We start from the raw sequence: 19,032 nt of genomic DNA, 5'->3' as shown, positions 1-19,032 counted from the left end.
TTCATGAAACCAACAAATTTATCCGACTGGCTAAGCCATCTTGAGCAGCTTCACCCAAGTGAGATTGAATTGGGTTTAACCCGCGTTAGACACGTCGCGGAGCAATTAGCACTGATCAACTTTGATGCAAAAGTGATCCTTGTTGGCGGCACTAACGGTAAAGGTACAACCTGTGCCTTACTGGAATCAATGCTGATGACAGCTGGTTACAAGATTGGCGTATATTGCTCTCCGCACTTAATTCGTTATACCGAGCGTGTGCGCATAAATGGGCAAGAATTATCAGAGCAAAGTCACTGCGACGCCTTTAGCGCGATTGAAGAGGGGCGGGGTGATACTGCATTAACCTATTTTGAATTTGGCACCCTAGGGGCACTATATTTACTTAAGCAGGCGCAATGTGATGTTATTTTACTTGAGGTCGGACTGGGTGGGCGCTTAGATGCAACCAATATCGTCGAACCTGATGTGTCTGTGGTGACCACCATTGATATTGATCATGTGGAATGGCTGGGTGATAACCGCGAAGATGTTAGTTTTGAAAAAGCGGGCATTTTTCGCAGTAGTAAGCCAGCCATTTGCGGCGACTTTGACACTCCTGCGCGTTTGATCGAGCACGCCAATTCTCTTGATGCCCACCTCATGCTTGCCAATCAAGCCTTTGCTATGGAAATAGGAGAGGGCGTTTGGCATTGGCAAGGTGGTGATAAAGCACTGCGTGATTTACCTATTATCCCGCTGCCATTGCAAAATGCGTCAACGGCATTAGCCACGTTATCGGTACTGGGTCTTGACATCACACCCGAGCAAATCAAACAAGGGTTATCCCAAGCGCGATTAGCGGGCAGAATGCAATGTATTCAAACTGAGCCAATGGTTATTTTGGATGTGGCCCATAATCCGCACTCTGCAGGGTATTTAGCACAGCAATTAAAGCTAATGCCGAAACAGCCCATTCGCGCAGTGGTTGGCATGCTAAAAGATAAAGACATTAAGGCGACATTGGCGCAATTTGATGGCTTAATCAGTCACTGGTATTTAGCTGACTTGCAAGGGCCAAGAGCGGCTAAAGCTGAATTATTAGCGCAATACACACCTGCTGATACTAGCCAACTATTTAAAAATGTTGAACTTGCTTATCAACAAGCAGTTGCTGACAGTGAGGCCGAGTCGGTGGTAATTGTGTTCGGCTCGTTTTACACTGTAGCTGAAATTATCGATAGACAACAAAAAGGTTAGCGCGTGGCAACTCAGTTTCAAAATCGGTTAGTCGGTACCATCATATTGGTTGCGTTGGCAGTTTTATTTTTGCCAAATTTATTAGATGGCCAGAAAGAATCATATCGGGAAGAATTTGTGGCTATTCCAATCCAACCTGACATGGCAGAGCCGAGCCAGCAGCAAGCTTATCAGCCGCCCGCTGATTTAAGTGCAGAAGATACTGAGTTTGAGATTGAAACGCTGCCCGATGCGGTTGTTATTAAAGCGCAAGATGATGTCGAGCCAGACAATAAGCCTGCTGACAATGTGCAAACCGCTCGGACTGATACGGCGGAAAAAGTACAAACAACTAACCCCACACCAGAGCCAATAAAAATAGTCACAGCTAAACCAGTAGAAAAAGCCGTTACTAAGGCTACGCCTGAACCAGTTAAAGTAGCAAAAGTGAAACCAACCCCTGCGCCGGTTAAGGTAGCAAAGGTCGAACCAAAGCCAACGCCAGAGCCGCTGAAAGCGGGCGTAGTTAAGCCCGTCGCTCCGGTAGCTAAAGCCGAATTTAAAGATGCGGCATGGGTCGTTCAACTTGGCGCTTTTCGAAATGCTGCTAACGTTAAAGCCTTAGTGAAAAAGTTACAGAAAGCGGGCTATACAGTACACACTATTCCGGCCGTGGTGACGGATCAAAGTATTAACAAGGTATTTGTTGGTCCTGATGTATCGGCACAAAAACTAGAACAAAAATTGCCAGCATTAAAGAAACTGACTGGGTTACAAGGGCGTGTCATTGCCTACAACCCTCTTGGCTAAGTGTGATCTAATGCCATTTTTTGCAAGCAATTTGTTAACAAGGGTGATAGAATCGCGGCGTTTTTTAGCTAGGTTGTCCAACAGGATTAACCACGTTCGGGTAAATAAATGGTCTGGATAGATTACGCCATCCTCGGGATTATCAGTTTGTCAGCGATAATCAGTTTAGTGAGGGGATTTGTCAAAGAAGCCTTTTCACTGGCCAGCTGGTTTGCTGCCTTTTTTGTTGCCAGTCAATTTTACTCCGATCTTGCTACCTTATTCACAAATATCAATGACCCCATGATCCGCAATGCCGCTGCAATCGCTGCTTTGTTTGTTATCACCTTATTGCTTGGGGCGCTCGTCAACTACATTATTAGCCAACTCGTCACTAAAACTGGCCTATCAGGCACAGACCGAGTACTAGGTATCTGTTTTGGCGCTATTCGCGGCGCGTTGGTCGTTAGTGCATTACTCTTTTTTATGGATTCGTTTACCGCCTTCCCAACAACGCTTTGGTGGCAAGCGTCAACCCTAATACCTGAATTTGGCATAGTCATCGAGTGGTTTTTTGAGTATGTAAAAACCTCCTCCAGTTTTTTAACCAGCCCCTAAAATACAAGGACAAGAGACATGTGTGGTATTGTCGGCATCGTTGGATCTACCCCTGTTAATCAAAGCATCTATGATGCACTAACTGTGCTTCAGCACAGAGGTCAAGATGCAGCAGGCATTGTGACTATTTCAGAAGGTAACTTTAAGCAGCGTAAAGCCAATGGTTTGGTCAAAGATGTGTTTGAGTCAAAACACATGCAGCGCTTAAAAGGAAATATCGGTATTGGCCATGTGCGCTACCCCACTGCGGGTAGTTCAAGTGCTGCCGAAGCGCAGCCATTTTATGTGAACTTTCCTTACGGCATGGCTTTAGCCCATAACGGTAATCTAACCAATGCTCCTGATTTGGCGAAAGTTGCTATTAAATCTCGTCGTCACATCAACACCACGTCAGATTCTGAAACACTGTTAAACGTGCTAGCACATGAATTAGCCCGTGTTGATAAAGACCAGCTTGATGCTGCTGATATTTTTGCTGCCATCACCAAAGTACACGAGCAAGCCCTTGGCGCTTACGCCGTGGCGACCATTTTAAATGGACATGGTTTGATAGCATTTCGTGACCCTAATGGCATTCGTCCTTTAGTATTGGGTAAACGTGTTGCAGAAGACGGCCAAACTGAGTACATGGTGGCTTCTGAAAGTGTTGCGATTGACGCCATTGGCTTTGAGTTTATTCGCGATGTGGTGCCTGGCGAAGCGGTATATATTACCGAAAAAGGTGAGCTCCATACGCAACAGTGTGCTGCTAATCCAGACTACTGTCCGTGTATCTTTGAATATGTATATTTTGCTCGCCCTGACTCCACTATCGATAATATTTCGGTATACGGCGCTCGCCTAGAAATGGGTAAAACTTTAGGTGATAAAATTAAGCGTGAGTGGGACGATCTTGATATTGATGTGGTTATTCCTATCCCGGAAACCTCTTGTGATGTGGCGCTGCAAATTGCACTCCAGCTTGAGCTACCATATCGTCAAGGTTTCGTGAAAAACCGCTACATTGGCCGCACCTTTATCATGCCGGGCCAAACTCAGCGTCGTAAATCAGTGCGCCGTAAGCTTAACGCCATTGATGCCGAGTTTGCTGGTAAAAATGTATTGTTAGTTGATGATTCGATTGTTCGTGGTACTACCAGTGAGCAAATCGTTGAAATGGCGCGTGACGCAGGTGCTAAAAAAGTGTACTTCGCTTCAGCGGCACCAGAAATTCGTTTCCCTAACGTATACGGGATTGATATGCCAACGGCAAACGAGCTGATTGCCCACGGCCGCGATGTTGACCAAATTTGTCAAAACATTGGTGCTGATGGCTTGATCTTCCAAGATCTAAAAGACCTCGTTAAAGCGGTTTCAGTCCAAAACCCAGAAATTACTAAGTTTGAAACCTCAGTATTTAATGGTGAGTACGTCACCAAAGATATAGACCAAGACTACCTTGATTACCTCAATAACTTACGTAGTGATGATGCCAAAGAGCTACGTGAGCAAAAAGAAGAAATTGCTAACCTTGAGATGCATAACGAAGGAGCATAACCTTTAATTGCTTCAGAGGTTAATAAAAAGGCTACCTAGAGTAGCCTTTTTTTATTGCTGAAATATATTAAATGAACGTAGGCCCAAACCCGACTGACCATAAAATGACTGTACTCGCTAAAATCGCCACTAATAATACTAGCCCGACCGTGACCACGGAGCTTGCGAAAATAAAGCCCTGATCTTCTGGAATATGCATCAAGATTGGTACACCTGTGTAGAGCAGGTAAATTGACCAAGCTAAACCGGCAAAGCCCACCAGCATGATAAACCAAGGGTGTGGATAGAGGGCAGCAAAGCCGACCATAAACAAGGGTGTTGCCGTATAAGCGGCAAGCTCTAGAGCATGAACAAAGTTAGGTTTTGCCCCAAAGGTTTGGCTCATCCAATTGGTAAGGTAGGCGAGGGCAAAGACGCCAATAACTAAGGCAAAATAGGTTGCAATCGACATCATCGCGGCGCTGTTGACTGATAAGAATATGGGATCACCAACACCGATACTCCAACCAATAAAAGCAGTGGAATAAAACATACAAACACTAGGCACTAAGGCAATTATCAAAATATGGCTTAAGCTGGCACTGATGCTTTCATGGTTACGATCTATAGTATGCCACTCAGTTTTTGGGTGGGCATATAATCCCCAAATATGGTTAAGTATCATAATCTGTCCCTCGTCCAATGGTTTAGATGTATACGTTACACATCCAATAAGTAGATCAAGTGTTAAATTTTACAACTAAGTAACATTTTTCCACTGCTCTAACTTTAGTCGAGGTTTGAAGCGACAGGCAAATTTGGCTAAAAATTAACCTTTATCGTTAAGAAAGGGTTGTGAGATAAGTTGCTTGCCAGCCGAGTTAACTAATAACATGCTACCTTGCTCATACCAGTCCCCTAACACAATACGAGTGGCGGGGCTCTGATTAATCTCAAACTCGTGTATTGCTGGCCGATGAGTGTGACCATGGATCATCAGGTTTACGCCAAACTTAAGGCAATCTTCTTGTACTGCGGGTGGGTACACATCCATGATCTCTTTGCGTTGTTGCTGTTTTTCTTTACTTTGGTTTTTACTGCTGGTGCGGATTTTCTCGCCAATTTTAGCGCGGACAAACTTTGGCAACGCTAAGAACAGCATCCGTAACCAAGGTTTATAAACCCATTTACGATAATTTTGGTATGCCTCATCTTCGGTACAAAGGGTATCTCCATGCAGCAATAATGCGGTTTCGCCATAGAGTTGTACTAAGGATTTTTCAGCCAAGATAGTCATATCACAAAGGCGTGCGTAGCGCTCTCCGAGCATAAAATCACGGTTGCCGTGAATATAGTAACAAGGTACCCCTGATTGGCTTAAATCAGACAGAGCCTTTGCTACTTGTTTAGTTAGGGGCGTTTGAATATCGTCCCCTAACCAAATCTCAAATAAGTCACCTAAGATATACAAGGCATCGGCTTGGCGCGCCTCAGTAGCCAAAAACTGCAGAAACAACGCCGTGATATCAGGGCGGGATTCAGTTAGATGCAAATCAGCAATAAAATAGGTGCTCATTATCGACTACTTATTCAGCAACAGTCGCACTAACAATAACCACTTCTTCTAGTGGTACGTCTTGGTGCATGCCGTAGTTACCTGTTGCAACTGCTTTAATTGCTTCAACCACTTCCATGCCAGCAACTACTTTACCAAATACACAGTAGCCCCAGCCTTGAGTTGTTTCAGATTTAAAATCAAGAAATGTATTGTCGTTCACATTGATAAAAAACTGAGCAGATGCTGAGTGTGGGTCCATCGTACGAGCCATCGCTAACGTGCCCGTTTTGTTAGATAGGCCATTGTTCGCTTCATTTTTAATTGGTTCGCGCGTTTGCTTTTCATCCATGCCTGAAGCAAAACCACCACCTTGAACCATAAAACCGTCAATTACACGGTGAAAAATGGTGCCATCGTAATGGCCTTCTTTAACGTATTGTGCAAAGTTTTCAGCGGTTACCGGCGCGTTCTCGTAATCGAGTTCAATTTGGATGTCGCCGTGGTTAGTTGTTAACGTGATCATTTTGTTACCTTACCTGTTAATAAGGCCCGTATTCTAACCTAAGCAAAGCAGCGGGAAAACCACCGCTTCGGATAAACCGCATCAAAACCCCAGTATTTAACTGAATTTAAATAGGCGGTGAGGCAGGTTGGACAATGCATACATATTTTTTGTTGGTGAGGTGCTTGGGTATATGAGCAGGCTGTTAACAAGCAATTGCCCGTAACAGGTGAATTTAAGCGTCGCTCACGGTAGAATGCGATTTTTGTCCCCACTATTTAGTATCGAGGAACAGATGCTCAAGATATACAACACATTGACACGTCAAAAAGAGGAATTTAAACCTTTAACCGCCGGCAAAGTTGGCATGTATGTGTGTGGGGTAACCATTTACGATTACTGTCATATCGGTCATGGCCGTACGTTTGTTGCGTTTGACTTGGTTGCACGTTACCTACGCTATGCTGGATACGATTTAACCTTTGTGCGCAATATTACCGACGTTGACGACAAAATTATTAAACGTGCTAACGAAAACGGCGAAAGCTGCGACGCGCTAACCGCTCGTTTCACCCAAGCCATGCACGATGACTTTGATGCTTTAAATATTAGCCGACCTGATTTCGAGCCACGCGTGACCAATCACATGGATGATGTGATTGAGATGATTGAAAAACTGATTGCTAAAAACAACGCTTATGTGTCAAGCACGGGCGATGTGCTGTTTTCGGTTAGCTCGTTTGCGGATTATGGCAAACTCAGTCAGCAAAATTTAGAAATGTTACAAGCGGGTGCGCGCGTTGAAGTAGAGCAAAGTAAAAACGATCCGTTGGATTTTGTGTTGTGGAAAATGTCTAAGCCGGGTGAGCCCAGTTGGGAGTCACCATGGGGCGCAGGTCGTCCAGGTTGGCACATTGAATGTAGCGCCATGAATAACAAAATTTTAGGTGAAGTGTTTGATATTCATGGTGGAGGCTCAGACTTGGCTTTCCCGCATCATGAAAATGAAATTGCGCAGTCATGTTGTGCCCATAATGGCAAGTACGTTAACACTTGGATGCACTCTGGCATGGTGCAGGTTGATAAAGTGAAAATGTCCAAGTCACTGAACAACTTTTTCACTATTCGTGATGTGTTAGCTGAATATGATGCTGAGTCGGTGCGTTATTTCTTACTGTCGGGCCATTACCGTAGCCAGCTAAACTACAGTGAAGATAATTTAAAACAAGCGCGATCGGCGTTAGAGCGTTTATACACTGCGCTGCGCGGTATTAAGCCAAGTACTGCGGCAACCGATTCGCCTTATGCTACTCAGTTTAAGCTGGCGATGGACGATGACTTTAATACACCTGAAGCGCTACCAGTATTGTTTGAGCTAGCAAAAGAAATTAACAAAGTTAAAGACAGCGATGGCGAAAAAGCACAAGCCTTGGCTGCTGAGTTATTAACTTACGCTGAGGTGTTAGGCTTACTGTACCAAGATCCTGAGCAATTTTTGCAAGGCGGCGAGTCAGATGATGAGGTGGCTGTGATTGAGGCGTTGATTAAACAACGTAACGATGCTCGCGCCGCTAAAGATTGGGCCAGTGCCGATGATGCCAGAGACAAACTAAACGCCATGAATATTATACTTGAAGACAGTGCAGGCAAGACCACATGGCGCAAAGCTTAAGCTAATTGGTTTTTTACTTAATGCATGAATAAAAACGGAGGCTAATGCCTCCGTTTTTGTTATTGGTTATTTATCACCGCTTAACTTAAGCCTTATCGAAAGACTCACAAGCTTGTAAGGTGTTTTCAATCAGCGTAGCGACCGTCATTGGGCCAACGCCGCCCGGTACTGGCGTAATAAAAGCGGCGTGCTGACGGGCCACTTCAAACTCAACATCACCAACAAGTTTACCGTTTTCAAGGCGGTTAATACCTACATCAATAACCGTAGCACCTTGTTTCACCCATTCACCAGGAATAAAGTTAGGCTTACCTACACCAACAACCAGTAAATCGGCTTGGCGCACGTGATGTTCAAGATCAACGGTGAAGCGATGACAGCAAGTGACAGTACAGCCCGCGAGTAGTAATTCCAACATCATCGGACGACCAACAATGTTAGAAGCCCCTACAATGACCGCATGTTTACCGTGTGGCGCTTGTTGGGTGCTATTAAACAGTGTAATGATACCTTTAGGTGTACAAGGACGAAGCTGTGGAATACGCTGCGCTAGGCGGCCTACATTGTAAGGATGAAAGCCATCAACATCTTTATCAGGACGAATGCGCTCGATTACCTGAGTAGAGTCAAGCCCTTCAGGTAGTGGCAGCTGTACTAGGATGCCATCGACAGTATCATCTTCGTTTAAGCTATCAATTAATGACAATAGCTCTTCTTCAGAGGTAGTAACAGGTAGATCATAAGACTTAGATACAAAGCCCACTTCTTCACAGGCACGGCGTTTACTACCAACATACACTTGCGAAGCGGGGTCAAGCCCTACTAATACTACCGCTAAACCAGGTACTCTTTTTCCTAAGGCTAAACGTTGTTGTACTTTCTCAGCTACATTTGTTCTTATTTGTTTAGCGATGGCTGTTCCGTCAATTATTTGCGCAGACATTGATTTTGCTACTCTTTTATTGTCATTAAAACTGCTTATATTGTGGCAGAACAACGAAAGCTTGTCAGCCAATTCGTACAACCCTTATGCAGGCTGATTAACAAATGAGCGAACAGCAAAATTTTTAAAGAAAGTGTTTGACCAACTGGGCTCAACTCAGTAATATCCCGCCCCGTTGTCAGGCACTAAACGGTTGTAAAGCCAAATAGCTCCTAACAATGAGCGCCCTTAGCTCAGCCGGATAGAGCAACGGCCTTCTAAGCCGTAGGTCGAAGGTTCGAATCCTTCAGGGTGCGCCATTTAACTTTGAATAATTATTCAGCTTAAATGGTTGAGATATAGCGGCGGATGTAGCTCAGTTGGTAGAGCCCCGGATTGTGATTCCGGTTGTCGCGGGTTCAATCCCCGTCATTCGCCCCATCTTCTTCAAGAAGATAAAATGCGGAAGTGGTGAAATTGGTAGACACGCTAGATTTAGGTTCTAGTGCCGTAAGGTGTGAGAGTTCAAGTCTCTCCTTCCGCACCATTTATAACGTCATATGAAGTTTGGTCAGGCGTTAACTTGCTCAAAAAGCAATAATCCAAGCAAGAATTCAGTTTAAGTTCGGTGATTAGCGCAGCCTGGTAGCGCATCGCCCTGAAGCTCATAAAGAGTGGGACCAGAGGGTATCGACCCTCTGCAATATACCAGCGCACAGTTTTAGTTCGGTGATTAGCGCAGCCTGGTAGCGCATCTGGTTTGGGACCAGAGGGTCGGGAGTTCGAATCTCTCATCACCGACCAGTTTTAGTGGCGGATGTAGCTCAGTTGGTAGAGCCCCGGATTGTGATTCCGGTTGTCGCGGGTTCAATCCCCGTCATTCGCCCCATTATTTAAATATATAGTGAACCATTAAGTAATTTGCTTCGTTATATAACACATTGGTGATTAGCGCAGCCTGGTAGCGCATCGCCCTGAAGCTCATAAAGAGTGGGGCCAGAGGGTATCGAGCATCTACAATGTACCAGCGCACAATTTAAGTTCGGTGATTAGCGCAGCCTGGTAGCGCATCTGGTTTGGGACCAGAGGGTCGGGAGTTCGAATCTCTCATCACCGACCAAATTAACAAAAAAGCCGCTCAATGAGCGGTTTTTTTGTGTCTGGATTTCGGCAGCTTAAATGGTGTCAGCTGATACTAATTGCTTGTTGGCCACTTCAGCGCGCCCTTGCTATCGAATATCTTTCTAAGCTCGCGGATAAGGGCATCAAAATAACATTTCTATTCGATTTTCAAGTGCGTAGTATCTAACTGTGTCGCTTTATGGCTTGATTATAAATCAGGTTAATTTTCTTTAAAAAATCATTTTTTTGCGACTGTTGTTCATAATCTAAGTGATAAGAATTATGAAAACCAAATCGCATTGTTACACCGCTACCTTGCAGATAGAGTGTGTAGCAGTCGAAGTCAGTAAACGCTAATATGCCTGAGCAGAGTTTACCTTGGCCGGTGTCTTCACCATGCTGCTGAATATATTCAAATACCGTTAGTATAGTTTTACTGCAAATCTCATTTTTCATCGCTCACTCCTTTGAGATTTGATACGTAATTGTTACCTATTTAGCTCAGCTCTAGCCAAGTTGAAACTGGCATTAGCCACATTATTTTCGCCGAAACCACGCTAATATTTCTGTGGTTACGGCGTAAGCTTTCCTGACCATTTAGCTATTCAAGACGAACAACTGTAGTGCGATATCCCGCCAGCGCGGAAATATTCTTGAGGTCTCAGTCGATAATACTTTTCTTCAATCGCCTTGGTTTGCTCACCATAGGGGGCGCTAAATACTTGTTTTAGCTCTTCAATTAATGAGTAATCGCCTCGCATTGCTTGCTGATAAGCGGGCGCAACCAACCACTCGCGCCAAGTGTATTTTGGATTGGTGCGTTTCATGTTGCTTGCAATGGTCTTTAAATCTTGCTTCTCATTGGCTAGCAGATTGAGCCATTGGTCTAACCAATGTTGCCATTGCTTATCTTGCTCAGCAGATGTAGGTAGGTAAAAACTCTTTTTCAAACTGCTGATATCATTAGGTATATGGGATAGCTCACGGAAGAAGATAGTGTAGTCAACCTTGGTTTGGATCATTAACTGCATCAGCTGACCAAATAGTTCAGGGTGGAATTCACTTGAGCCCAGTTTAGCGGCCCACATTGATTGACATTGCTGTTGTATTTCGTCTTTAAAGCCACGGCGAACGTCATCTAATTGGGCCAGTGCTTGTTCATCTTGCGCTAGCAGTGGCCTTAATGCTGTCCAAAGCATATGAAAGTTAGCTTCGGCCGCTGCGGGTTGATTGAAGAAAGAAAAGTGTTTGCCACCGCCGGTCCACGGCTGAAATTCGGGATCAAAGGCTTCACAAAAACCAAACGGGCCATAATCTAAGGTAAAGCCACCGGCGGCGCAGTTGTCACTGTTAAAGTTACCTTGGCAATAGCCAACACGTAGCCAGTTAGCGATGAGTTTGCTTAAACGCACTTGGAACAATTTTGCTAATTCTATAACCTGATTATTGAAGCCAAGCTTTACGTCTATCTCAGATTTATATTCACGCGCAATTAAATGCACCACTATTTGCTTTAGTTCAGCGAAGGCGTTGTCGTGTGCATTATCGCGCACGCGACGGGCAAACAGCTCTATTTGACCAACACGTAAAAATGAGGGCGCGACGCGGGTTGAGATAGCGACTGGGTTTTCAACCATCACATCGGGGTCGGCGGAATAGGAGTTGCTTGAATACCAAGGCCGAGAGACCGTTTCTGACTTGGATACATATAAGGTGAGAGAGCGAGAGCTTGGGACCCCTAAGTTGTGCATATATTCTTGCGCTAAAAATTCACGCACACTAGAGCGTAATACTGCCCGGCCATCTGCCCCGCGACAATAGGGGGTAGGGCCTCCACCTTTTAATTGCATTTCGTAGCGCTGGCCATTGAAGACGCCTTCAAATATAGACATGGCACGACCATCGCCGTAGCCATTACCGGTATGAAATGGGCATTGCTGAGTATATTCGGTGCCATAAATTGATAACGCATAGCCTGTTGCCCAGCCGAACCGCTTCATGGGGGCAGGGGCGTTACTTAAATCACCGGAAAAAAGCTGACGAAAACTTGCATCATGAGCCAGGGCGTCCGCTAATCCCAGCTGCGCAAAAAATGCTTGGCTATGACTGACATAGTTAGCATCTGCTATAGCGGTGGGTTTTACAGGGACGTAATGACCTGAAAATACTTGTCGCGCATAGTGATCATGGCCATCTGCTGTGGCGTCTGGATCGGGAGTGAGTTGCTCCATCAAGGAATAATCGACAGCCTTAGCAAAGGTCGCTAAATCTGAAATATTAGGCTGCGGGGCAGTGCTTGATGGATCTGTCATCGCTGAAATCCTTTTATTATATGGTGGTTAGTTATCACGCTGTTATACGAAGAGCGGTGAATTACAGTTTAGGCAATGCTTACTTTAATTTCTTTTTGCTTGGCTGGCTATTTACTTACTAGATCTTATCGCGAATCGTTGGCGTTATGATACGCTCAATCATCATTTTGCTGCTGACCGTTAAGGCAATTGTGGGTATAGATGGTTAATGGGCTGCGCTCACTGTAAAATATCGTTTTGTGTGAGTTATTTGTGAGACTGTTATGTGGATTCAAAAAGAAATTGTTTTATCGCCGAAAAAGCGCGGTTTTCACTTAATTACTGATGAAGTATTACAGTTGTTGCCGGAAATATCTGAGGTATCTATTGGGCTTGCGCATATTTTTATTCAACATACCTCAGCGGGCTTAACTATCAATGAAAATACTGACTCTACTGTGCGACAAGACTTTGAGCAGTTTTTTAACCGCACTGTGCCAGAAGACGAGCCGTATTATAAGCACATTTACGAAGGCAGTGATGATTTGCCTAGTCATATTAAGTCCAGTTTATTAGGGCACAGTGTGTCAGTCCCCGTTACCAATGGCCACTTTAATATGGGCATTTGGCAAGGGCTTTATCTTTGTGAGCACCGCAATTGTGGTGGTGCCAGAACCTTGCTGGTGACGCTCCAAGGTCAGTCTTAGTTAGATAGCAAAGTCTCAATATGAGGGTGATGGGGGCGAGTTATTTGCTAGTACCCAGCTAGCAAGGCAAATGTTAAACTGGCACCAAATTATGTTTACTAGTGAAAGGTATTTCGATGAACCCAATTATTGCACTGTTAAAAGAGAACAATGTCTCAGAAGAGAAGATCAACGAGTTATTTCAAACTCTGACGCAAAACCCGCTAGCGGCGATGACCACCTTAAGCCAGCTAGGGCTACCACAAGATAAGCTGCAACAATTAATGGCGCAAGTCATGCAAAATCCAGCTTTGCTAAAAGAAGCGGTTGACGAACTCGGGCTAGATTTTACCAAAGTTGAAGAAGCGAAAGAGCGTCTTCAGCAGTAAGGTTTCATTTGTTGCATGCTCTTAAAATAATGAGCATGCAGCGGTTAAAAGCGTAAGTATTCCCTTACTTCTTGCCAATTTTTGAATGGTGCTTGACCAAACTGAATTAGCTCACCAGTAAAGCCTTCTTGACCGCGACCTTTTGATTTGTCATCAATCAGATAATCTCCCATTAGCAGGCCTTTGTTTGAGCAAATGATCAGCTTTTCGGCAAAATCTAAGCCAAAATACAGCTCTACCCAGACGCGTTTTTCCGTGTAACAAAGTGGATTTCGAACCGATGGCGCAGTGAGTATATACGGAGTGTATGCACTGGACTCGATCATTGTTTTGACGGCTTCTATTGCGCCCTCGATGGGCTCGAGTGCCGTGTAGAATCCATACTGGGATTGAGGGAACTGGATTTGTGGGGTATGAGTTATAGCACGTTGAAACGCGCCACTAAAATCACACAGTACATCGTCCATATCTATGTAAACTATCATGCTACTTCTCGCCTTTGAGCTATAGAATTATTGAGATTAACCCTGATATTGATGAGCTTGTAAAATGGCAAGTGAAATCTGCTGCAGTGCTTTTTGATGAGTGGCCTCAAGGATGACGGGCGGGGCAACATTGGCTTGCGCTGCTTGCAGCCAACGCGAGGCGCACAAACACCATTTATCGCCCGCTTTTAGGCCGGGGAAGTTGTACATCGGGTTGGGGCTGATCAAATCATTGCCTTGGGCGAGGGTAAATTGCAAAAACGCATTGGTCATCACGGCGCAAACACTGTGGTTACCAACGTCAGAATTAGGCACTTCACAAAACCCTTTTCGGGCGTAGCCCGTATTGCAATCACATAACGCTAAATGCGTACCTAATACATTTAATTGATTGTCCATAAAACCACCTTGTGTTGTTGTTAGCCCATCAATATCAGATAAGCGAGAGAGTTAACATGTTAGATAAAAGTCAGCTAAAGAGTGTACCAAAGAGTAACACTGCGGGGAGGAATAGCGATAATTTTAGCCCAGTAGAAATTGCTAGATTTGATCAGCTGGCTGAAAGTTGGTGGGATCCAGGCGGCCAATATAAAACCGCATTGGAATTTAATCGCGCCCGAGTGGAATATTTTATTGCGCAAATTTGTACATTTTATGGCCGCGATCCCAATGATAGCCATCCACTGCAAGGTTTAAATATTTTAGACGTTGGTTGTGGCGGTGGCTTGGTTTGTGAGCCGCTAGCGAGAGCGGGCGCTAACGTGGTTGGCATTGATGTGAGTGAGGTCAGTATTGAAGTTGCCAAGCGACATGCATTGCAATCACAGTTGAAGATTGAGTATCGTCATGAGCACGCACAGCATACTAGCCAAGTTGATTTGCGTCGTTACGATGTGGTGATCAATGCTGAAGTGATAGAGCATGTACCCGATCAACAAGCATTGGTGGCGCAATGCAGTCAATTATGCAAAGTGGGTGGCTGCGTGATCATGGCGACGCTTAATCGCACAATTAAATCTTATTTAATTGGCATTATTGGCGCTGAATATATTATGCGCTATTTGCCCATTGGAACGCACAGTTGGCGCGCCTTTGTTAAGCCAGATGAATTACAGGCAATGGCATCAACAATGGGGCTAAAGCGGGTGGCAGAAATGGGCATGGTTTACAACCCATTGAGCCAAACATGGCGCACAACAGCCAATCTGGGGGTGAATTACATACAAGTTTATAAATCGTGACTTTTTAAAAATTTAATGGTCGGTACAGGGCAAGATACAGGCGCATCAGTTAACTATCTGCAATGGCGTAGTTATTTTTGCCTTTGCGTTTTATTTTATACATGGCTTGATCGGCTAATTTTATGAGCCCTTGCGCTGAAGTGGCGTGATCGGGATATAACGCAATGCCAACGCTGGCGCTGATTTGTACTTCATTGTCTTCAACTTGGTAAGGGGTCGCTAACGTATCAATGATTTTTTCGGCAATCTTTATTGCGGATGATTTGCTTTCAAAATCAGAGAGAATAATCCAAAACTCATCACCACCCACTCGGGCAACGGTGTCAACTTCTCGTACTGTATCCCTAAGGCGTGCCGCGGTTTCTTTTAATACATTATCACCGACATCATGGCCTAGGGTATCATTTACGTCTTTAAAGCCATCGATATCAACAAACATAACCGCTGCTTTTAGTTTATTGCGTTTTGCGGCTGCCAATGCACTTTGTAACCGATCTCTTGCTAATCTTCTGGAGGGTAAGCCCGTTAACGCATCATGGTTGGCCATGTGTAAAATGCGTGCTTCGGCTTTTTTCAGGGCAGTAATGTCTTCTTTTATTGCCACGTAATGACTGACTACCCCATTACGCTGTTTCACTGGCGCAATGGAGGCAATTTCCCAGAACAGTTCACCATTTTTTTTCCGATTATGAAATTCTCCGCGCCATGTTTCGCCTGCGGCAAGACAATGCCACAACGCTTTATAATGCTCTGGATCAGTTTCATCTGTGCGTAAAATACGCGGGTTTTCGCCCAGTACTTCTTCGATTTGGTAGCCTGTTTTTTCGGTAAAGGCTGGATTTACATATTGGATATTACCACTGGTATCCGTGATAACGACCGAAGAAGCCGACTGTTTAACTGCTTGTGACACAATCCGCAGCTCAGACTCTAAGGTAGAATACGTTAACAAGATAAGGGTAATTGCCATGCCACCTAAGGCAAAAATGCCAACTAAAAACACATAAGACGATGTCACAGTGGGATGCATAAAAGAGTGTTCAAACGAATGAAAAAGTGCGACTAATACACGTATTGCGTGCGCAATGCCAAATACTGCAAAAACAATAGCAACGGCGATACCCGCAGAGCGCCAAGGCGCCTGTTTATTATTTAGCATTGTCATCGTTGCCGTGGCACAAGTGATCGCAAACGCAGTAGAGATGATGATTACGCGGATGTTTAAATCAGGTTGATGGTAGTGAAAATAGCTAAAGCCTATGATTGATATAGTGGGCAAGCCAACGTCTAGATAAGTTAAGACGGGTTGATCTGTAAAGATGCGCAGCCCCCGAGATATGAGCAAGAAACCCAATACGAACAATGTATTAGCGATAACCAAAGAAAATAGGTCCGGGATAATTCCGCGATTAGAGATCAATATACCAGCAAGTGCAATAGTCGACATGCCCGCGGCCCAATAGCCTGCGCCATTGGGTTTTGTTTGTGCTCTCCATAAAGCAATTAATGCAATGGCAGAGCCAATGGATATAAGGGCCGTGACAAGAAGCAAGGTGCGGTTATCTAATTCAAACATGCTTAGTCCATTTTTATTATATACCCAATCAACCTTGAGATGCTTGATATGCATCTTCAAGTTGATTGGGTATATAGGCTCTTACATTGCTGACGTTCCTTGAAATTATCAGCTAGGAATATATTAACTATGTGTCTAAGTGTAGATGCTTATTGCGCGTAAATAACTAGCTAGAAAAAAGTACAAGGCTCTCACGTTATTTTGTGAATATTAATAGTAAGGCCTAACGTTGCTAGGCTAGCAAGGAGTAAAAAAACATTATGCTTTATTATGAAATGAACAAAGGGAAAACTTTCATCAAATATTATCAATGGTAGTCAAATGTGGCCAATAGCACCTCTCTTTGTGAATAGCACTGTCTTAGAGTAGATACGCAATCTCTTGCTCACTGAGTTGAAAGCGCTTTAAGCTAAGCTTCCCCTCTCGAACAAACGTTAACCACGAAAGATCAACGGCTCTTCATGACTGGCACTGGATAAAGACGATGATGGTTAATCCAGTGCGATGCAAAACCGTGTGGGCTACCTTAATTTTGTGACATATAGTTACGCTGGTGGCCGCGGTGTTTTTGGGTGGTTGGTGTCAATGATGATTAAAGTCGCTTTCATTTTGTTATCACCGTGAATTGTAACGGTGGCTTTGGCGGCATGGTAAAGCCGTTGATATCGGTTTCAGCAAAGTCCGGTAAACCGTCATAGATGCGCAAATTGTCGATGGCGTACCACTCTTCACGCAGTGATTCTTTGGGCCAGCTATGGAAAAAGTCATTTCCGCCAATAGCGACAATATTCCATTTTACCATGTCATTTCCGACGATAACGTCTTCACCTGGGTTTCGTTCACTGCGCTGATAGGGTATGTCGGTGACGGTCAGTAGCCGTCGTCCATTCATCCATTGGATCAAGATGCCATCTCGTGCATCCATGGCTGAGTTCATTTTGACGTAGAAGCCCATCTTGACCCAGTCATGTTCACTGCCAAAAATTTGCGCATGATGCACGGGAGCGCTGTCTATGATGCCACCATCACGTAAATTGAGCGGACGTTCAGTACTGCCGTTAGGGCCCATGCCTTCAAGCATATCGACGAAATTTAATGAGCCTTGGCGGATGCTTAATTCACCATTGCTAAAAGTGTAGCTATGGCCGTGTGGGCCGCCACGTACGGTGACAACATTACGGACGCCATAGTAATCGGTCATCCAATTCCAAATAAATGTGGGACCTTTATCGCCACCGGAAAAGCCTTGGTATTCACTGCCGCGCTCATCAAAACTTGCGACCCGAGCAATTTTACTCATATCGGCGCGCCTGCCAATATCCTGCCACGGCGGGTAAACGGTAGTGTTATCGGAAAAGGTGATCCAAAATTCAAAATAAACCTCATCAAGGCCTTGATGAGTATTGCTATCAAACACTGGTTTACCTGCCACTAGATCAGGCAGGTATAAGGTTAAAATACCATCAGTTGTCCACTCATGGCTGTTGTCTTGGGTCGGCTCACGCCAGAAAACGGCAGATTTACCTTGCTTAGCTAACGCTTTATCACTGTTAGCGGTAAGGATCTCGATAATTTCATGATGGTTTTGATAGCCGTTACGTGGACTGTAATGTTGACCTTGTTGCCGTGCGGATAAAAACTTACCCGGTAAGATATGGCCTGCCGTACGGCGCTGGGCAAAGTCGGCTTTTTTATCTTCACCAAAGGTGCGGCCATCATGAATGCCATAAAGGTTGAGGCCATTTTCAGGTAGACCTGAATGCCAGTCTGGCAAATTATCGAAGGTTTCTTCTATTAATAAATTAGCGCTGTGCGCGGTTAATGAAGTGAATAGTAATGTACTTAGTAGCAGCGATTTTGCACGAGAGAATAACAGCATGATGGACTCCTATTATTGTGCTGATACGAACTGACTTAATCGGCCTTGGTGATCTTTACTTGCTATTTCAAAACGATATTGTGCGGCCGGTAAATCGAGATCCCAGCGGTTAATATTGGCCTCTAGTTCAACTTGCTGGCTTTGCGCGGTGGTGGTGTTAGTCCATCGCAATACATAACCAGTGATTTCTTTGTTGAGTAAGGGGGTGCCATCAACACGCTGCTGCGGCGCGACCCAATCTAAGCGATAGCTTGTTGTAGGCTCTGCTGATGGCTTTGGCGTTGTTTCAGAGGCGGGAGACGGCGTTGGTGTGACATTAGGCGCGACTATTTCTGAGCCTGCATTGTTATTGTTGCTATTATCTTGGCTATTGTCACCTGAGCCACCACATGCAAAGAGGGCAAGGCATATCGGCATGCTGGCGATGAGGCTTAAAAAGGGTTTCATTGTGTTTCCATAGAGATGATTATTACTCTTAATTTATGCTATTTGTTGCATATTTGAATAAAGATAAACAAGAAACATGATCGCTATCTCTTTTCTTTACCTTATCGGGAATTATCTTCACT

The 19,032-nt window shown here is 44.5% G+C and carries 19 protein-coding genes and 6 tRNA genes; 14 read left to right on the top strand and 11 right to left on the bottom strand.

All coding sequences use genetic code 11. The annotated features are described in order from the left end of the window. Nucleotides 1–3 precede the first annotated feature (3 nt). The 4 genes from folC (at nt 4) to purF (ending at nt 4,161) form a co-directional block, all read left to right on the top strand. Entirely contained in the window at nt 4–1,239 is a 1,236-nt protein-coding gene (gene folC / locus K6Y31_RS01300; protein ID WP_233051056.1) for a bifunctional tetrahydrofolate synthase/dihydrofolate synthase, read from the top strand. A 3-nt stretch (nt 1,240–1,242) separates the two neighbouring features. Then, entirely contained in the window at nt 1,243–2,028 is a 786-nt protein-coding gene (dedD, locus tag K6Y31_RS01295) for a cell division protein DedD (RefSeq protein ID WP_233051055.1), read from the top strand. A 108-nt stretch (nt 2,029–2,136) separates the two neighbouring features. Continuing rightward, nucleotides 2,137–2,625, top strand: a complete 489-nt coding sequence (locus K6Y31_RS01290) for a CvpA family protein (RefSeq protein ID WP_233051054.1) — start codon at nt 2,137–2,139, stop codon at nt 2,623–2,625. A gap of 18 nt (nt 2,626–2,643) precedes the next feature. Further along, on the top strand, nt 2,644–4,161 hold the full coding sequence (gene purF, locus K6Y31_RS01285; RefSeq protein ID WP_233051053.1) for an amidophosphoribosyltransferase: 1,518 nt from the start codon (nt 2,644–2,646) through the stop codon (nt 4,159–4,161). Nucleotides 4,162–4,228: 67 nt separating this feature from the next. On the opposite strand, the gene K6Y31_RS01280 is transcribed toward purF, so the two are convergent. From K6Y31_RS01280 to K6Y31_RS01270, 3 genes are all read right to left on the bottom strand, one after another. After that, complete coding sequence (locus K6Y31_RS01280; RefSeq protein WP_233051052.1) at nt 4,229–4,825, bottom strand: Yip1 family protein; 597 nt, start codon at nt 4,823–4,825, stop codon at nt 4,229–4,231. A gap of 144 nt (nt 4,826–4,969) precedes the next feature. Then, the gene (gene lpxH, locus K6Y31_RS01275) at nt 4,970–5,716 is read right to left on the bottom strand and encodes a UDP-2,3-diacylglucosamine diphosphatase (protein ID WP_251080726.1); all 747 of its coding nucleotides are present in this window, start codon (nt 5,714–5,716) and stop codon (nt 4,970–4,972) included. Nucleotides 5,717–5,726: 10 nt separating this feature from the next. After that, complete coding sequence (locus K6Y31_RS01270; protein ID WP_233051051.1) at nt 5,727–6,221, bottom strand: peptidylprolyl isomerase; 495 nt, start codon at nt 6,219–6,221, stop codon at nt 5,727–5,729. 274 nt (nt 6,222–6,495) lie between these two features. Between K6Y31_RS01270 and cysS the strand changes: the two genes are divergently transcribed. Continuing rightward, nucleotides 6,496–7,872, top strand: coding sequence for a cysteine--tRNA ligase (cysS, locus tag K6Y31_RS01265; protein WP_233051050.1), 1,377 nt, complete (start codon nt 6,496–6,498; stop codon nt 7,870–7,872). A gap of 85 nt (nt 7,873–7,957) precedes the next feature. Here cysS and folD read toward each other — a convergent pair whose 3' ends face one another. Beyond that, nucleotides 7,958–8,815, bottom strand: coding sequence for a bifunctional methylenetetrahydrofolate dehydrogenase/methenyltetrahydrofolate cyclohydrolase FolD (gene folD, locus K6Y31_RS01260; RefSeq protein ID WP_233051049.1), 858 nt, complete (start codon nt 8,813–8,815; stop codon nt 7,958–7,960). A 222-nt stretch (nt 8,816–9,037) separates the two neighbouring features. On the opposite strand from folD, the gene K6Y31_RS01255 reads away from it, so the two are divergent. From K6Y31_RS01255 to K6Y31_RS01230, 6 genes are all read left to right on the top strand, one after another. Next, nucleotides 9,038–9,114: transfer RNA gene (locus tag K6Y31_RS01255), tRNA-Arg, on the top strand. Nucleotides 9,115–9,159: 45 nt separating this feature from the next. Next, nucleotides 9,160–9,235, top strand: a tRNA-His gene (locus K6Y31_RS01250). A gap of 21 nt (nt 9,236–9,256) precedes the next feature. Further along, nucleotides 9,257–9,341 (top strand) — tRNA-Leu (locus K6Y31_RS01245). A 180-nt stretch (nt 9,342–9,521) separates the two neighbouring features. After that, nucleotides 9,522–9,598, top strand: a tRNA-Pro gene (locus K6Y31_RS01240). A gap of 9 nt (nt 9,599–9,607) precedes the next feature. Continuing rightward, nucleotides 9,608–9,683 (top strand) — tRNA-His (locus K6Y31_RS01235). Nucleotides 9,684–9,837: 154 nt separating this feature from the next. Next, nucleotides 9,838–9,914: transfer RNA gene (locus tag K6Y31_RS01230), tRNA-Pro, on the top strand. A gap of 185 nt (nt 9,915–10,099) precedes the next feature. Here K6Y31_RS01230 and K6Y31_RS01225 read toward each other — a convergent pair. Continuing rightward, complete coding sequence (locus K6Y31_RS01225; RefSeq protein ID WP_232801082.1) at nt 10,100–10,372, bottom strand: DUF3081 family protein; 273 nt, start codon at nt 10,370–10,372, stop codon at nt 10,100–10,102. 149 nt (nt 10,373–10,521) lie between these two features. Next, nucleotides 10,522–12,228 (bottom strand): protein adenylyltransferase SelO, encoded by a 1,707-nt coding sequence (locus K6Y31_RS01220; protein WP_233051048.1) that lies wholly within the window; start codon nt 12,226–12,228, stop codon nt 10,522–10,524. A 263-nt stretch (nt 12,229–12,491) separates the two neighbouring features. Here K6Y31_RS01220 and K6Y31_RS01215 point away from each other — a divergent pair, with 263 nt between their 5' ends. Both K6Y31_RS01215 and K6Y31_RS01210 read left to right on the top strand, forming a co-directional pair. Further along, nucleotides 12,492–12,914 (top strand): secondary thiamine-phosphate synthase enzyme YjbQ, encoded by a 423-nt coding sequence (locus tag K6Y31_RS01215; RefSeq protein ID WP_233051047.1) that lies wholly within the window; start codon nt 12,492–12,494, stop codon nt 12,912–12,914. 116 nt (nt 12,915–13,030) lie between these two features. Next, nucleotides 13,031–13,282: a DUF2999 family protein gene (locus tag K6Y31_RS01210; protein WP_233051046.1), complete on the top strand. Its 252-nt coding sequence runs from the start codon at nt 13,031–13,033 to the stop codon at nt 13,280–13,282. Between the two features lie 44 nt (nt 13,283–13,326). Here the strand turns inward: K6Y31_RS01210 and K6Y31_RS01205 are convergent, their stop codons facing one another. After that, nucleotides 13,327–13,767 carry a 5' nucleotidase, NT5C type gene (locus K6Y31_RS01205; protein ID WP_233051045.1) on the bottom strand — a complete coding sequence of 147 codons (441 nt, stop codon included), beginning with the start codon at nt 13,765–13,767 and terminating at the stop codon, nt 13,327–13,329. A 36-nt stretch (nt 13,768–13,803) separates the two neighbouring features. Beyond that, a complete protein-coding gene (locus K6Y31_RS01200) occupies nt 13,804–14,166 on the bottom strand; it encodes a DUF2237 family protein (protein WP_233051044.1) in 363 nt (120 codons plus the stop codon). 56 nt (nt 14,167–14,222) lie between these two features. Between K6Y31_RS01200 and ubiG the strand changes: the two genes are divergently transcribed. Further along, a complete protein-coding gene (gene ubiG, locus K6Y31_RS01195; RefSeq protein WP_233051043.1) occupies nt 14,223–15,008 on the top strand; it encodes a bifunctional 2-polyprenyl-6-hydroxyphenol methylase/3-demethylubiquinol 3-O-methyltransferase UbiG in 786 nt (261 codons plus the stop codon). 49 nt (nt 15,009–15,057) lie between these two features. Here the strand turns inward: ubiG and K6Y31_RS01190 are convergent, their stop codons facing one another. The 3 genes from K6Y31_RS01190 to K6Y31_RS01180 form a co-directional block, all read right to left on the bottom strand. Then, nucleotides 15,058–16,584, bottom strand: a complete 1,527-nt coding sequence (locus tag K6Y31_RS01190) for a GGDEF domain-containing protein (RefSeq protein WP_233051042.1) — start codon at nt 16,582–16,584, stop codon at nt 15,058–15,060. A gap of 604 nt (nt 16,585–17,188) precedes the next feature. After that, nucleotides 17,189–18,463 (bottom strand): hypothetical protein, encoded by a 1,275-nt coding sequence (locus tag K6Y31_RS01185; protein WP_233051041.1) that lies wholly within the window; start codon nt 18,461–18,463, stop codon nt 17,189–17,191. A gap of 12 nt (nt 18,464–18,475) precedes the next feature. Next, entirely contained in the window at nt 18,476–18,910 is a 435-nt protein-coding gene (locus tag K6Y31_RS01180) for a hypothetical protein (protein WP_233051040.1), read from the bottom strand. Nucleotides 18,911–19,032 lie beyond the last annotated feature (122 nt).

The sequence above is a fragment of the Motilimonas cestriensis genome, from assembly GCF_021295315.1.
Taxonomy (GTDB): domain Bacteria; phylum Pseudomonadota; class Gammaproteobacteria; order Enterobacterales; family CBDFNC01; genus Motilimonas; species Motilimonas cestriensis.
Note: the sequence above shows the minus strand (reverse complement) of the source record. Positions and strands in the feature narration are given on the sequence as shown.

Coding starts and splice junctions, on each gene's coding strand:
- folC (WP_233051056.1), top strand. CDS start 4: ATGAAACCAACAAATTTATCCGACTGGCTAAGCCATCTTGAGCAGCTT.
- K6Y31_RS01290 (WP_233051054.1), top strand. CDS start 2,137: ATGGTCTGGATAGATTACGCCATCCTCGGGATTATCAGTTTGTCAGCG.
- purF (WP_233051053.1), top strand. CDS start 2,644: ATGTGTGGTATTGTCGGCATCGTTGGATCTACCCCTGTTAATCAAAGC.
- K6Y31_RS01280 (WP_233051052.1), bottom strand. CDS start 4,825: ATGATACTTAACCATATTTGGGGATTATATGCCCACCCAAAAACTGAG.
- lpxH (WP_251080726.1), bottom strand. CDS start 5,716: ATGAGCACCTATTTTATTGCTGATTTGCATCTAACTGAATCCCGCCCT.
- K6Y31_RS01270 (WP_233051051.1), bottom strand. CDS start 6,221: ATGATCACGTTAACAACTAACCACGGCGACATCCAAATTGAACTCGAT.
- cysS (WP_233051050.1), top strand. CDS start 6,496: ATGCTCAAGATATACAACACATTGACACGTCAAAAAGAGGAATTTAAA.
- folD (WP_233051049.1), bottom strand. CDS start 8,815: ATGTCTGCGCAAATAATTGACGGAACAGCCATCGCTAAACAAATAAGA.
- K6Y31_RS01225 (WP_232801082.1), bottom strand. CDS start 10,372: ATGAAAAATGAGATTTGCAGTAAAACTATACTAACGGTATTTGAATAT.
- K6Y31_RS01220 (WP_233051048.1), bottom strand. CDS start 12,228: ATGACAGATCCATCAAGCACTGCCCCGCAGCCTAATATTTCAGATTTA.
- K6Y31_RS01215 (WP_233051047.1), top strand. CDS start 12,492: ATGTGGATTCAAAAAGAAATTGTTTTATCGCCGAAAAAGCGCGGTTTT.
- K6Y31_RS01210 (WP_233051046.1), top strand. CDS start 13,031: ATGAACCCAATTATTGCACTGTTAAAAGAGAACAATGTCTCAGAAGAG.
- K6Y31_RS01205 (WP_233051045.1), bottom strand. CDS start 13,767: ATGATAGTTTACATAGATATGGACGATGTACTGTGTGATTTTAGTGGC.
- K6Y31_RS01200 (WP_233051044.1), bottom strand. CDS start 14,166: ATGGACAATCAATTAAATGTATTAGGTACGCATTTAGCGTTATGTGAT.
- ubiG (WP_233051043.1), top strand. CDS start 14,223: ATGTTAGATAAAAGTCAGCTAAAGAGTGTACCAAAGAGTAACACTGCG.
- K6Y31_RS01190 (WP_233051042.1), bottom strand. CDS start 16,584: ATGTTTGAATTAGATAACCGCACCTTGCTTCTTGTCACGGCCCTTATA.
- K6Y31_RS01185 (WP_233051041.1), bottom strand. CDS start 18,463: ATGCTGTTATTCTCTCGTGCAAAATCGCTGCTACTAAGTACATTACTA.
- K6Y31_RS01180 (WP_233051040.1), bottom strand. CDS start 18,910: ATGAAACCCTTTTTAAGCCTCATCGCCAGCATGCCGATATGCCTTGCC.